Annotated in this window: 13 protein-coding genes; 9 read left to right on the forward strand and 4 right to left on the reverse strand. The window is 58.9% G+C overall.

The window, feature by feature from the left end:
* Positions 1–94 precede the first annotated feature (94 nt).
* A complete protein-coding gene (locus MUU53_RS02075) occupies positions 95–358 on the reverse strand; it encodes a glycine zipper domain-containing protein (RefSeq protein WP_137133768.1) in 264 nt (87 codons plus the stop codon).
* 266 nt (positions 359–624) lie between these two features.
* Here MUU53_RS02075 and MUU53_RS02080 point away from each other — a divergent pair, with 266 nt between their 5' ends.
* From MUU53_RS02080 to hemA, 4 genes are all read left to right on the forward strand, one after another.
* Complete coding sequence (locus tag MUU53_RS02080; RefSeq protein ID WP_247259375.1) at positions 625–1,116, forward strand: (2Fe-2S)-binding protein; 492 nt, start codon at positions 625–627, stop codon at positions 1,114–1,116.
* Positions 1,117–1,214: 98 nt separating this feature from the next.
* Positions 1,215–3,578, forward strand: coding sequence for a xanthine dehydrogenase family protein molybdopterin-binding subunit (locus MUU53_RS02085; RefSeq protein ID WP_247259376.1), 2,364 nt, complete (start codon positions 1,215–1,217; stop codon positions 3,576–3,578).
* 15 nt (positions 3,579–3,593) lie between these two features.
* Complete coding sequence (locus MUU53_RS02090) at positions 3,594–4,391, forward strand: FAD binding domain-containing protein (RefSeq protein WP_247259377.1); 798 nt, start codon at positions 3,594–3,596, stop codon at positions 4,389–4,391.
* 217 nt (positions 4,392–4,608) lie between these two features.
* Positions 4,609–5,823: a 5-aminolevulinate synthase gene (hemA, locus tag MUU53_RS02095; RefSeq protein ID WP_247259378.1), complete on the forward strand. Its 1,215-nt coding sequence runs from the start codon at positions 4,609–4,611 to the stop codon at positions 5,821–5,823.
* Positions 5,824–5,880: 57 nt separating this feature from the next.
* On the opposite strand, the gene MUU53_RS02100 is transcribed toward hemA, so the two are convergent.
* Positions 5,881–7,290, reverse strand: a complete 1,410-nt coding sequence (locus MUU53_RS02100) for a helix-turn-helix domain-containing protein (RefSeq protein ID WP_247259379.1) — start codon at positions 7,288–7,290, stop codon at positions 5,881–5,883.
* 131 nt (positions 7,291–7,421) lie between these two features.
* Here MUU53_RS02100 and MUU53_RS02105 point away from each other — a divergent pair, with 131 nt between their 5' ends.
* The 5 genes from MUU53_RS02105 to MUU53_RS02125 all read left to right on the forward strand — a co-directional run bounded on the left by MUU53_RS02105 (position 7,422) and on the right by MUU53_RS02125 (position 12,784).
* The gene (locus MUU53_RS02105) at positions 7,422–8,954 is read left to right on the forward strand and encodes an acyl-CoA carboxylase subunit beta (protein ID WP_247259380.1); all 1,533 of its coding nucleotides are present in this window, start codon (positions 7,422–7,424) and stop codon (positions 8,952–8,954) included.
* A gap of 89 nt (positions 8,955–9,043) precedes the next feature.
* Positions 9,044–9,937, forward strand: a complete 894-nt coding sequence (gene yghU / locus MUU53_RS02110; protein WP_247259381.1) for a glutathione-dependent disulfide-bond oxidoreductase — start codon at positions 9,044–9,046, stop codon at positions 9,935–9,937.
* A 73-nt stretch (positions 9,938–10,010) separates the two neighbouring features.
* Entirely contained in the window at positions 10,011–10,388 is a 378-nt protein-coding gene (locus MUU53_RS02115; protein ID WP_247259382.1) for a hypothetical protein, read from the forward strand.
* 4 nt (positions 10,389–10,392) lie between these two features.
* Entirely contained in the window at positions 10,393–10,767 is a 375-nt protein-coding gene (locus MUU53_RS02120; protein ID WP_247259383.1) for a hypothetical protein, read from the forward strand.
* 4 nt (positions 10,768–10,771) lie between these two features.
* Positions 10,772–12,784, forward strand: coding sequence for an acetyl-CoA carboxylase biotin carboxylase subunit (locus MUU53_RS02125; RefSeq protein ID WP_247259384.1), 2,013 nt, complete (start codon positions 10,772–10,774; stop codon positions 12,782–12,784).
* Between the two features lie 26 nt (positions 12,785–12,810).
* Here the strand turns inward: MUU53_RS02125 and MUU53_RS02130 are convergent, their stop codons facing one another.
* Positions 12,811–13,170, reverse strand: a complete 360-nt coding sequence (locus MUU53_RS02130; RefSeq protein WP_247259385.1) for a type II toxin-antitoxin system RelE/ParE family toxin — start codon at positions 13,168–13,170, stop codon at positions 12,811–12,813.
* Positions 13,160–13,429: a type II toxin-antitoxin system ParD family antitoxin gene (locus tag MUU53_RS02135; protein ID WP_247259386.1), complete on the reverse strand. Its 270-nt coding sequence runs from the start codon at positions 13,427–13,429 to the stop codon at positions 13,160–13,162. Before MUU53_RS02135 ends, MUU53_RS02130 begins: the two co-directional genes overlap by 11 nt.
* Positions 13,430–13,440: the final 11 nt, after the last annotated feature.

Below are 13,440 nucleotides of genomic sequence, written 5' to 3' on the forward strand. Positions count from 1 at the left end.
CCTAGGGTACCGCTTATATGTCACACTGTCAGAAAAAAGCCCCGGATCGAATCCGGGGCCAATCCATTTGATCAACGAGCTGCCGCTGAAGAACTCAGTAGCCGCGCGGGCAGGCATCCACATAGCGGCGGCCATAACGGTCGCGGTAATAGCACTGGCCAGGCTGCTCGGAAACGGATCCGATGACAGCGCCCGAAAGGCCACCGATGGCAGCGCCGACGGCGGCGCCGCGAACATTACCGGTCGCCAGACCGCCGATGACGGCACCTGCGCCCGCGCCAATGCCGGCGCCGCGTTCTGTGGCGGTGCAGCCTGCAAGGGTCGCGCCCACCATGAGAAGCATAATTGCCTTCTTCATTACTTTCTCCAACTTTGAACGATCGTTTCCAGCTCTTAGGCCGGTCCCGTCCAGGCTAACAACAGCCAAGATTAACCCAGCTTGAACGGGAGGATATGACTCAAATCCAGGAAGTCTAGAGGTTCTCTTAAGAAGTTTGTTCGATCCGCATTGATTTGATGTCGCAGGAAAAAACTATCTGTTGCTCACTGCTCAAAAAAGACCAATGATGCACCCCACGTGTTTGAGGAGACATGTACCCCGTTCGGGGATTTTGGGAGGAAATCATGGCGAAAGTGACGTTGACGGTGAATGGCCGGACGATGTCGAGCGAGTGTGACGATCGCACTCTGCTCGTACACTTCATCCGGGATAAACTGGGCCTGACCGGCACCCATGTGGGATGTGATACGACTCAATGCGGTGCCTGCGTGGTGCATATGGATGGAAAGTCGGTCAAGAGCTGTTCCATTCTGGCGGTGCAGGCCGCAGGTTCCACCGTCACCACCATTGAAGGCATTGCATCTCAGGGCGAGTTGCATCCTGTACAAGCGGCGTTCAACCAGCACCACGGGCTTCAGTGCGGCTTCTGCACGCCTGGCATGGTAATGACGGCGGTCGATATGATTAATCGTCACGGTGGACAACTGGACGAGCAGACGGTTCGGCACGAACTGGAGGGCAATATCTGTCGCTGCACCGGCTACCACAATATCGTCAAGGCCGTGCTCTCCGCCAATGAAGAGATGCATGGCGCATCGCGCCAGGCTGCCGAGTAGATTTCGAACCGGCATCCGGCGGATCTTTCCTGCCTCGATGGCAGCTTTCGCCGTGGCCTTTCAATGCTGTTCTATCGCTTTCATCTGGAGGAGATGACATGGGTATGGAAGGGATTGGTGCGCGCGTCGCCCGCAAGGAGGACAAGAGGTTCCTCACGGGCAAGGGTCGCTACACTGACGATATGGTCGTTCCGGGCATGAAATATGCCTATTTCGTGCGTAGTCCGCACGCGCATGCGAAGATTACCGGCATCAATGTTTCAGCAGCCAAGGCCATGCCGGGTGTCATTGATGTTCTGGATGGCAAGCAGTTGCAGGCAGACGGGATCGGCAATCTCATCTGTGGCTGGATGATCCATTCCAAGGATGGGTCTCCGATGAAAATGGGCGCATGGCGTCCGCTGGCTGTGGATACGGTGCGCTATGTGGGCGATGCCATCGCCATCGTGGTGGCCGATTCCGTTGCGGAAGCGCGCGACGCGGCGGAAGTCGTAACGGTCGATTATGAGGAACTTCCCGCTGTCATCACGTCCGTAGCGGCACTCGAAGCAGGAGCGCCGCAAATTCATCCGGAAGCACCAGGTAATCTGATCTTCGACTGGCAGATCGGCGACGGAGCGGCGACCGACAAGGCCATTGCCGAAGCGGCCCATGTCACCGAAATTGAGATCCTGAACAATCGTCTATCGCCCAACCCGATGGAGCCGCGCGCGGCGCTCGGCGTCTATGACGAGGCGGAGGACCATTACACCTGCTACACCACCAGCCAGAACCCGCATGTGGCGCGTCTGGTCATGAGCGCCTTCTATAATGTCGCGCCCGAAAACAAGCTGCGCGTCATTGCGCCGGATGTCGGCGGCGGTTTCGGCTCCAAGATCTATATCTATCCGGAAGAAATCGTCTGTCTCTGGGCCTCGAAAAAGACCGGCGTTCCGGTGAAATGGACGTCGGACCGTACCGAAGCCTTCCTGACAGATGCCCATGGCCGCGATCATGTTTCGAAGGTCAAGATGGCCTTCGACAAGAATCACCGGATCATCGGTCTGAAGGTGGATACGATCGCCAATCTCGGCGCCTATATGTCGCTCTTCTCGTCGGCGGTGCCGACCTATCTCTATGCGACGTTGTTGTCGGGCCAGTACGCCATTCCCGCCATCCATGCCAATGTCCGCACGGTCTACACCAATACGGTTCCGGTCGATGCCTATCGTGGGGCAGGGCGTCCAGAAGCGACGTACTTGCTGGAGCGCACCATGGAAGTGGCGGCGCGAGAACTTGGCGTTTCACCCGCTGAGCTTCGCCGCAAGAACTTCATTCGCAGCTTCCCGTACCAGACCCCTGTCATCATGAACTACGACGCGGGCGATTATGATGCATCCCTGACAGCGGCGATGGACGCGGCGGATTGGAACGGCTTCCCCGCGCGTCGTGCCGAGGCAGAGGGGCGAGGCAAGAAGCGCGGCATCGGTATGAGCTGCTATATCGAGGCCTGCGGCATCGCACCCTCGCAAGCAGTCGGTTCTCTTGGTGCCGGTGTCGGCCTTTGGGAATCGGCGGAAGTGCGGGTGAATGCCGTTGGCACCATCGAGGTTCTCACCGGTTCGCACAGCCATGGGCAGGGCCACGAAACCACCTTCGCCCAGCTGGTTGCGGATCGGCTCGGCGTACCGCTCGCCAGCGTCAACATCGTGCATGGCGATACCGACAAGGTACAGATGGGCATGGGCACCTACGGCTCGCGTTCCGGTGCCGTCGGCATGTCGGCCATCGTCAAGGCGCTCGACAAGGTCGAGATGAAGGCGAAGAAGATTGCCGCGCATCTGATGGAAGCTGACGAGAGCGACATCGTCATCGAAAATGGCGAGCTGAAGGTAGCGGGCACCGACAAGACGCTGCCCTGGTTCCAGGTAGCACTTGCCGCTTACACTGCCCACAACCTGCCTTCGGGCATGGAGCCGGGCCTGAAGGAAACCGCCTTCTACGATCCGTCCAACTTCACCTTCCCGGCGGGTTGCTACATAGCAGAGGTGGAAATCGATCCGGATACCGGCAAGACGGAAATCATCCAGTTCGTGGCCGCCGACGACTTCGGCAACATCATCAATCCGATGATCGTCGAGGGGCAGGTGCATGGGGGCTTGGCGCAGGGCATTGGTCAGGCGCTTCTGGAAGAGGTGCGCTATGACGAGGTGAGCGGCCAGCTTCTGACGGCAAGCTACATGGATTACGCCATGCCGCGGGCCGACGATCTGCCTTCGTTCAAGCTCTCGCATCAGAACACGCCGTGCCCCAGCAATCCGCTTGGCATCAAGGGCTGTGGCGAGGCGGGTGCCATCGGTTCGCCTCCTGCGCTGATCAATGCCATTACCGATGCCATCGGTGTGGAGATCACCATGCCAGCAACGCCGCTCAAGGTGTGGCAGGCGCTTCAATCTGCTGAGCCGCGCATGGCTGCCGAATAAGGGGAGGGATCAGGCATGTATGATACCAATTACCACCGCGCCTCCTCGGTCGAAGAGGCTGTGAAGCTGCGGTCCTCGCAGGACGAGGCCCGCTATCTTTCCGGCGGCATGACGCTGATCGCCACCATGAAGCAGCGGCTTGCCGCGCCTTCCGACCTGGTGGATCTGCGGCATGTGGCCAGCATGAAGGGGATCTCGGTCGAAGGGCGCAAGGTGCGTATCGGAGCCGCCACAACCCATGCGGAAGTCGCTTCGTCGTCGGCGCTTCGGGCCGTCTGCCCCGCTATCTGCCATCTGGCTGGCATGATCGGTGATCCGCATGTGCGCCACATGGGAACGATCGGCGGGTCCGTGGCCAACAACGATCCGGCGGCGGATTATCCTTCCGCCGTGCTCGCGCTCAATGCCACGGTCGTGACGGATCGCCGGGAGATTTCGGCCGACGATTACTTCCAGGGCATGTTCGATACGGCACTGGAAGAGGGCGAGTTGATCACCGCCATCACCTTCGAAGCGCCGGAAAAAGCTGGTTATGCAAAGTTCCCCAATCCGGCCTCGCGCTATGCCCTGACCGGCGTGTTTGTCGCTAAGAGTGGCTCCGGCGTTCGCGTTGCCGTCACCGGGGCGGGCTCTAACGGTGTGTTCCGCGTAAAGGATCTGGAGGCTGCACTTTTGGCAAACTGGTCTGCCGAATCAGTGTCGTCTGTCACTGTCGATGCGAGCCAGATGATGGAAGATATGCACGCCACGCCGGACTACCGCGCCAATCTCGTCAAGGTCATGGCGAAGCGGGCGGTGCAGGCCGCGGGGTAATTTCTTCGCTTAAAACCACTTGGGGCGGTGAAAACCGCCCCTTTTTTATCTTTGCTTGATGTGAATCAATTTTTTCTTATGACACCTTTCATAAATTCATATTGGAATGATTCAAAAAAATGCGCCAAATGCCGCAGGTGGCATGGAATCGCTGGTTGCAGGCTTGACGGGACAAACCTCAACACCCAAAACGGGCTGCAGGTTCTGGAGTGTAAGAATGGATTTCGAGGCATTTTTTAAGGGCGAGCTGGACAGCCTTCATCAGGAAGGCCGCTATCGTGTGTTCGCCGATCTCGAGCGTCACCGTGGAAACTTTCCGCGGGCAACGCGCCACACTCCGGAAGGCAAACGCGATGTCACCGTCTGGTGTTCCAACGATTATCTCGGCATGGGCCAGCATCCGGCGGTGATTGCAGCCATGCATGAGGCGATCGATCACTGTGGCGCGGGTGCTGGCGGCACCCGGAATATTTCTGGAACCACCCACTATCACGTTCTGCTTGAGCAGGAACTTGCCGATCTGCACGGCAAGGAAGCCGCTCTGATCTTCACCTCGGGCTATGTCTCGAACTGGGCAACGCTCGGCACCTTGGGCGCCAAGATTCCGGGCCTCATCATCTTCTCGGATGCTCTGAACCACGCTTCGATGATCGAAGGCATTCGCTTCGGCAAATGCGAACGCGTCATCTGGAAGCATAATGATCTGGATGATCTGCGCGCCAAGCTGGCCGCTTCGGATCCGAAGGCTCCGAAGCTCATCGCATTCGAGAGCGTCTATTCCATGGATGGCGATATCGCGCCGATCAAGGAAATCTGCGATCTTGCCGATGAATTCGGTGCCATGACCTATCTGGACGAGGTGCATGCCGTTGGCATGTATGGTCCTCGTGGTGGCGGCATTGCCGAGCGCGAAGGTCTGATGGATCGTATTACGATCATCGAAGGTACGCTGGGCAAAGCCTTTGGCGTCATGGGTGGTTACATCACCGGCTCAAACGCTGTGTGCGATTTCATCCGCTCCTTTGCATCTGGCTTCATCTTTACGACGGCTATTCCGCCAGCGCTGGCTGCCGGTGCGGTCGCTTCCATTCGTCACCTGAAGAACAGCCCGTTCGAGCGCGCTCGCCATCAGGATCGCGTCCGCAAGCTGCGCGCTTCGCTGGATGCCCGTGGCATTCCGCACATGATGAACCCGAGCCATATCGTGCCGGTCATGGTGGGTGATGCGGCCAAGTGCAAGTGGATCTCGGATCTGCTGCTCGATCACTCGGACATTTATGTTCAGCCGATCAACTACCCGACGGTGCCGCGCAAGACCGAGCGTCTGCGCATCACGCCGACGCCACTGCATTCAGATGCTGATATCGAGCACCTGGTCGGCGCATTGCATCAGCTCTGGTCGCGTTGCGCACTGGCGCGTGCGGTGGCCTGAGCATTCGAAGATCTGAAATTCAGAAGCGGATCGTGGCAGCGCGGTCCGCTTTTCGTTTCACACAATCCGATAAGGCACGATCGACCGGTTGTCGTGGTCCACGGCGAGCCTGCTTTTGAGCGGTGGCATGGCCCTTTGCGGGCAGTTATGACGCTCGCAAATGCGGCAGGAAATACCGATGGGCTCAAAGGCGGCGCGGCTGTCGAGATCCAGATCGTCGGCATAGACGAAGCTGTCCGCATAGGAAATCTCGCAGCCGAGCGCCAAGGCATAGCGTGGCTGCACGGCGCGAAAGCCACCGCTGCCCTTGGTGATTTGCGTAGCGAGACAGAGGTATCGCACGCCGTCCGGCGTTTCTGCCAATTGCCGAATAATGCGTCCCGGCATCTCGAAAGCCTGATGCACATTCCATAAGGGGCAGGCGGCACCGAAGCGCGCGAATTGAAGCTTGGCGGCGCTATGGCGCTTGGTAATGTTTCCCGCCCGATCCACCCGCGCGAAGAAAATCGGAATGCCCTTCTGCCCCGGTCTTTGCAGCGTGCTCAGCCGGTGGCAGATCTGTTCAAGGCTGGCGCCGAAATGGGCCGAGAGCAGGTCGAGATCATGGCGCAGATCGCGGGCGCGTTTCAGGAAGCTTTCGTAAGGAAGAAGCAGTGCGCCAGCGAAATAGTTTGCCAAGCCGATGCGACAGATTTCCACCGCTTCGGCTGTTCGGAAACCGGCCTCGCGGGCAGTGCGATCAATCGGTTCTGCCGCGAAGAGCTGGGCAATTTGAAGCGCCATCTGGAAATCACGGGTGGCGGGTGTCGCATAGGCGTTGAGGGAAAGCCGTCTTGTCGCAGGATCGAAGCTGCGGATCAGTTCATCCTTCAGGGCCGTTCGTTCCACGCGAACCCCGAAGCGATGCAGCAGAAAGTGCTGAAGCGCCGCATGATTTTCGCCGCCGCCGAGACCGATTTCCTCCGCCAGGCGCTCGGCCAGGACGTCCAGTTCGTGAATGTAGTTGTCGACGAAATGAAAGTAGTCGCGCACCTCGTCATAGGGCGTAGTCTCGCTCAGTGCCGCGCGACCCAACCGGTCATCCATGCTGGCCAGTTGCTCGCTGGAGCGGCGATAGGCCTGATGCGCGGCAATCAGTGCATGGGCAATGGCCGGTGCGTTCTGCGTCACCAGCTTCAGATCCTGAAGGCTGCCGGTATAACCTTCGAACAACGGATCGGACAGTGCTTCAGACAGGGCCGATAGAAGCCGGTCCCCTTCGCCGGAAGAGAGATCAGCAATGCTGACACCGAATTTTTCCGCCAGCGCCAGCAGAACGGCAGCGGATACGGGACGCTGATTGTTCTCAATCTGGTTCAGGTAGCTGGTCGAAATCCCAAGCCGTTCCGCGAATTGTGATTGCGTTGCCCGCGCGCCCTCCCGCACATCCCGAACTTTTCGACCGATATAGAGCTTGCCAATCGCCATGAATTTGCAACTTCGCAAAATGCAGTTTGCATATTTATAGATTACACATTGCCACCTCTTCAACCAAAATCCATGTTTCGCCTGCAGGGTCAACGCGATACAAGAGCAAGACAAATTCAAGGGAGGCGGCATTGCGCGCAGTTTTGAGCGAAGTGGAAGCACGGCGGGCAGAGGCACGCCTTGGTGGCGGCCAGAAGCGAATCGATGCGCAGCACGCCAAGGGTAAGCTTACGGCGCGTGAACGCATCGAGGTGTTGCTCGATGAAGGCTCCTTCGAAGAATATGATATGTATGTCACGCATCGCTGCGTCGATTTCGGCATGGAAAGCCAGAAGGTCGCGGGCGATGGCGTCGTCACCGGCTGGGGCACGATCAACGGGCGGCAGGTCTACGTGTTCTCCCAGGATTTTACCGTTCTCGGCGGATCGCTGTCTGAAACCCATGCGCAAAAGATCTGCAAGATCATGGATATGGCGGTACGTGTCGGCGCGCCGGTCATCGGCCTGAACGATTCGGGCGGTGCTCGCATTCAGGAAGGCGTGGCGTCGCTGGCCGGTTATGCGGAAGTCTTCCGCCGCAATGCGGAAGCCTCCGGCGTCATTCCGCAGATCTCCGTCATCATGGGACCTTGCGCGGGTGGCGCTGTCTACTCGCCTGCCATGACCGACTTCATCTTCATGGTGCGCGATTCATCTTACATGTTCGTCACTGGCCCGGACGTGGTGAAGACGGTCACGAACGAAATCGTGACGGCGGAAGAACTGGGCGGTGCATCCACCCATACGAAGAAGTCTTCCGTGGCCGACGCAGCCTATGAGAACGATATCGAAACGCTGGAAGCGGTACGCCAGCTCTTCGATTTCCTGCCGCTCAACAATCGCGACAAGCCACCGGTGCGGCCCTTCTTCGATGATCCGGCCCGGGTGGAAATGCGGCTCGATAGCCTGATCCCGGATTCGGCCACCAAGCCTTACGACATGAAGGAACTCATCTACGCGATTGCGGATGAGGGTGATTTCTTCGAAATTCAGGAAGCCTTTGCAAAGAACATCGTCACCGGCTTCATCCGTCTGGAAGGACAGACGGTGGGCGTCGTCGCCAACCAGCCGATGGTGCTGGCGGGCTGCCTTGATATCGATGCCTCGCGTAAGGCGGCACGTTTCGTGCGCTTCTGCGATGCCTTCTCGATCCCGATCCTGACGCTGGTGGATGTACCTGGCTTCCTGCCGGGTGTGGCGCAGGAATATGGCGGCGTCATCAAGCACGGCGCGAAGCTTTTGTTCGCCTATTCGGAAGCGACTGTGCCGATGGTGACACTGATCACCCGCAAGGCCTATGGCGGCGCCTATGACGTTATGGCCTCGAAGCATATTGGCGCCGACGTCAACTATGCCTGGCCGAGCGCGGAAATTGCCGTGATGGGAGCCAAAGGGGCAACCGAAATTCTCTATCGCTCTGAGTTGGGCGATGCGGACAAGATTGCGGCGCGCACCAATGAATATGAGGAGCGGTTTGCCAATCCCTTCGTGGCGGCGGAGCGCGGCTTCATCGACGAGGTCATCATGCCGCATTCGTCGCGCCGCCGCATTGCGCGGGCTTTCGCCTCTCTGCGCAACAAGCAGATTAACACCCATTGGAAAAAGCACGACACGATCCCGCTTTGAGGCTCGCGTATCCAGTGTGAACACTTATATCTTGCGGGTTACGCCCTTCCTCCACGGCGTCAGCCTCTTGAAACAAGGATTTCAATTCCATGAGTGATTCCAAATTTCCGCCGGAAAAGAACCTGCCAGCCGGCTATGAACCGCCCAAGGTCTGGACCTGGGAGCCTGGAAATGGCGGCGCCTTTGCCAGCACCAATCGACCCATCGCCGGGTCCACGCACGAGCAAGAATTGAAGGTCGGCAAGCATCCGCTGCAGCTTTACTCGCTGGGCACACCAAATGGCCAGAAGGTCACGATCCTGCTGGAAGAACTGCTGGAAGCGGGTCACGCGGGGGCCGAATATGATGCCTGGCTGATCAATATCGGCAAAGGCGACCAGTTCGGCTCCGGTTTTGTCGGCGTCAATCCGAATTCCAAGATCCCGGCTTTGATGGACCATCAGCCGAAGGGCGGCGGCGAGCCTGTGCGCCTGTTCGAATCCGGTTCCATTCTCGTCTATCTGGCGGAAAAGTTTGGCGCGTTTCTGCCCAGCGATCTGCGGGCCCGTGTCGAGGCCATGAACTGGCTGTTCTGGCAGATGGGTTCAGCACCCTTCGTCGGTGGCGGTTTCGGCCACTTCTTTGCCTACGCTCCGATGAAGATCCAGTATGCCATCGATCGCTACGCCATGGAAACCAAACGCCAGCTGGATGTGCTGAACCGGCAGTTGGCCGAGAATGAGTTTGTCGGTGGCAGCGAATACACCATTGCCGATATGGCCATCTGGCCCTGGTATGGTCGCCTTGCGCTGGATTCGTCCTATCCGAATGCAGGCGAATTCCTGTCAACCGCTGAATACGAACACGTGGTGCGCTGGGCCAAGCAGTTGGCGGCACGTCCGGGCGTCAAACGCGGCGGCATCGTCAACAAGGCCTCGGGCGATCCGGGCTCCTTCCTGCCTGAGCGTCACGATGCATCCGACTTCAACGGTCTAAACGTCTGATCATACACATCGGCCTGCCTCTTCCTCGGAACGGGCAGGCCATCGACACATAAGAATAAACTGGAGACTGCCCGTGGCCAACCTGCCCGAAATGACGAAACACCGAGGCTTTCCGGGCGGAATGCCGGGCACCGGCGTGCAGTTCACCATTCGACGCGCGAACCCGAAGGGCGTGACACCGCTGAAGGCTATCCCGCGCAAGGCCCGCCCCGGCACCAAGGAACACCGCATTGATGCGGCGTTCCTGCATGCGCTGTGGCATCATTTCGGCGATCAGCCATTTGAGCGCGGCAATCTGGATGCCGCCCGCCTCAGCCTGCTGTTCGGGCGCGAAGTTGTGCCTGTCGACAAGGCTTTCGATCCGCAATCCTATGAGGCGCTGCTGCAGATCAATGAACGCGTGGCGCGTCAGAATTTCCCCGAATCCTTCGAAGACGTGTTTGAGGTCTAGAGCCATGGCCAAGACCCCTGAAATGCCGAAGCATCGCGGTTTCCCGCTGGGCCTTCCCGGAACACAGTGGCAGTACACGCTGCGCCGCGCCAATTCCAAGGTGACCAAGCTCACGGCCATGCCGCGCCATCGCACCATGGACCAGACGGTGGCGCTGGCGGATGCCGGTTTCCTGCAAGCGCTGTGGCAGTTTTTCGGAGCGGAACCCTTCGAGCGCGGCAATCTGGATGGCGAGCGGCTCGGCCGTCTGTTCGGACGGGAAGTCATTGCCGCCGAGCGTGGCTTCGATCCCTCATCCTATACGGCGCTGCTGAAGATCAACGAGGCCGCCGCACGGAAAAATTTCCCGAGTGCATTTGAAGATTTAGGTCAGGGGTGACACGATGCCGATCCAGAAGATCCTGATTGCGAACCGTGGCGAAATCGCCTGCCGCGTTATCCGCACGGCGAAGAAAATGGGCATCAAGACGGTTGCCGTCCATTCCGATGCGGATGCCAACGCGCTGCATGTGCGCGAAGCGGATGAGGCGGTGCATATTGGCCCCGCACCCTCTTCGCAATCCTATATCGTGATCGACAAGATCATGGAGGCGATCCGCCAGACCGGTGCGGATGCCGTGCATCCCGGCTACGGCTTTCTCTCTGAAAATCCGCTATTCGCCGAAGCGCTGGAAAAGGCAGGCGTGACTTTCATCGGTCCCCCGGTTGGTGCCATTCAGGCCATGGGCGACAAGATCACCTCGAAGAAGATAGCGGCGGAAGCTGGTGTTTCCACCGTTCCCGGCCATATGGGCCTGATCGAGGATGCGGATGAGGCCGTGAAGATATCCGCCTCCATCGGTTATCCGGTCATGATCAAGGCCTCTGCCGGCGGCGGCGGTAAGGGCATGCGCATTGCCTGGAACGATGCGGAAGCCCGCGAAGGTTTCCAGTCTTCGAAGAACGAGGCGAAAAGCTCGTTTGGCGACGACCGCATCTTCATCGAGAAATTCGTCACCGAACCACGCCATATCGAAATCCAGGTGCTGGGCGACAAGCACGGCAACTGCCTCTATCTTGGCGAGCGCGAATGCTCCATCCAGCGCCGTAACCAGAAGGTTATCGAAGAGGCTCCGTCGCCGTTCCTCACACCTGAGACCCGTCGCGCCATGGGCGAACAGGCCGTGGCTTTGGCGAAAGCTGTCGGTTACCACTCGGCGGGCACGGTGGAATTCATCGTCGATGGGAAGGCCAACAAGTTCTACTTCCTCGAGATGAACACCCGTTTGCAGGTGGAGCATCCGGTCACGGAACTCGTCACCGGCATCGACCTCGTGGAACAGATGATCCGTGTCGCTTCCGGTGAGAAGCTGGCGCTCGCTCAGGACGACGTGAAGCTGAACGGCTGGGCTATCGAGAGCCGTCTTTATGCGGAAGATCCGTTCCGCAACTTTCTGCCCTCCATTGGTCGTCTCAGCCGCTATCGCCCGCCTGTCGAGGGTAAGCAGGCTGATGGCACCGTGGTGCGCAACGATACCGGCGTCTATGAGGGCGGCGAGATCTCGATGTATTACGATCCGATGATCGCCAAGCTCTGCACCTGGGGTGAAACGCGTGAGGTGGCGATTGATGCCATGCAGGCGGCGCTGAATGATTTCGAGGTGGAAGGCATTGGCCATAACCTGCCGTTCCTCTCCGCCGTCATGGGGCAGGAGCGCTTTCGTTCCGGCAAGCTGACGACAGCCTATATCGCGGAGGAATTTCCCGAGGGCTTTTCCGGTGTCACGCCGGATGCTGCCTCCTCGCAGAAACTGGCCGCCATCGCCGCCGTCATCAATGCCCATGTGCAGAGCCGTGCGGCGCAGATTTCCGGCACCATCGGCAACCATGCCCGCAAGGTCGGCAAGGATTGGGTGGTGAAGCTGGGCGATGTCAGCCATGCCGTTTCGCTCTCCGGCGGTGCGGATGCGCAGGTCGTCACGTTCACCGAAGGCGGCGAAAGCGTCACGGTCGTCGGTTCCTGGAATCCGGGCCAGACGCACGGGCATTTTCTGCTGAACGGGCAAAAGCTGGGCGTGAAGGTGGATCTTGTCGGATCCGCCATTCGCCTGCGTGCCAACGGCATAGATGTCTCGGCTCGCGTCCGCAGCCCACGTGTGGCGGAACTGGCAAAGCTGATGCCGGTCAAGCTGCCGCCGGATACCTCCAGGATGCTGCTCTGCCCCATGCCGGGCGTCATTACTGTTGTGGCGGTCAAGGTTGGCGATACGGTGGAAGCCGGACAGACGCTCGCCACCGTCGAAGCCATGAAGATGGAAAACGTTCTGAAAGCCGAGCGCAAAGGCGTGGTGAAGCGTGTTGCCGCCAGTGCCGGTCAGAGTTTGGCGGTGGACGAACTGATCATGGAGTTCGAGTAATGTGGAGTGCAGGAGCGTCCAGGCAATCAGGCGTTTGTCGTCGGCTTGCTCAGCCGTTCCAGCATATGACGTCGGTGATCCTGTCCGCCGAAGAAAACGGCCAGAACATTGACGACGTGATTTTCTTCATCGATCCAGAAATAGAAGATCGCTCGGTCCTTCGTGACGTGCCGCAGACCCGGTTGAAGGTCATTGTGGAGCGTTCCTTGATGGGGCTGCCGCGCAAGTTTTGCCAGGTCGTCAGTAATGGCGTTCACGCGTCCCGCCGCTCGGTTATAGGCTTCTTCAACCGAATCGCCAATTCCCAGATAGGCGGCCAAGAAATGATCAAAGATGTGGTCGAAGTCGGTACTAACCGCCGCTGCCGGATTGATTTTATAGACCAAGAGCGGCCTTCTTTCTTGCAAGCATCTCCTGAATCTGAACGCGGCTCTCTTCCATTGTCAGGAAGGGGCCTTTGCGGCGCTCATCAAGAAGAGCCTTCAAAGCCGCCAATTCCGCTTCCTTCATCTCCGTCTGCTCGCGCAACAATTCCAGCCCCTGCTGCACCACGGCGCTCACGCTGGAATAGCGGCCTTCTTCAACCAGTCGGCGGGCAAAGGCGTCTTGCTGGTCGGAAATGGAAACGGATGCTTTTACGGTCATGGCTCAAGGCT

This window comes from Affinirhizobium lemnae (assembly GCF_022968395.1).
Lineage (GTDB): Bacteria > Pseudomonadota > Alphaproteobacteria > Rhizobiales > Rhizobiaceae > Neorhizobium > Neorhizobium lemnae.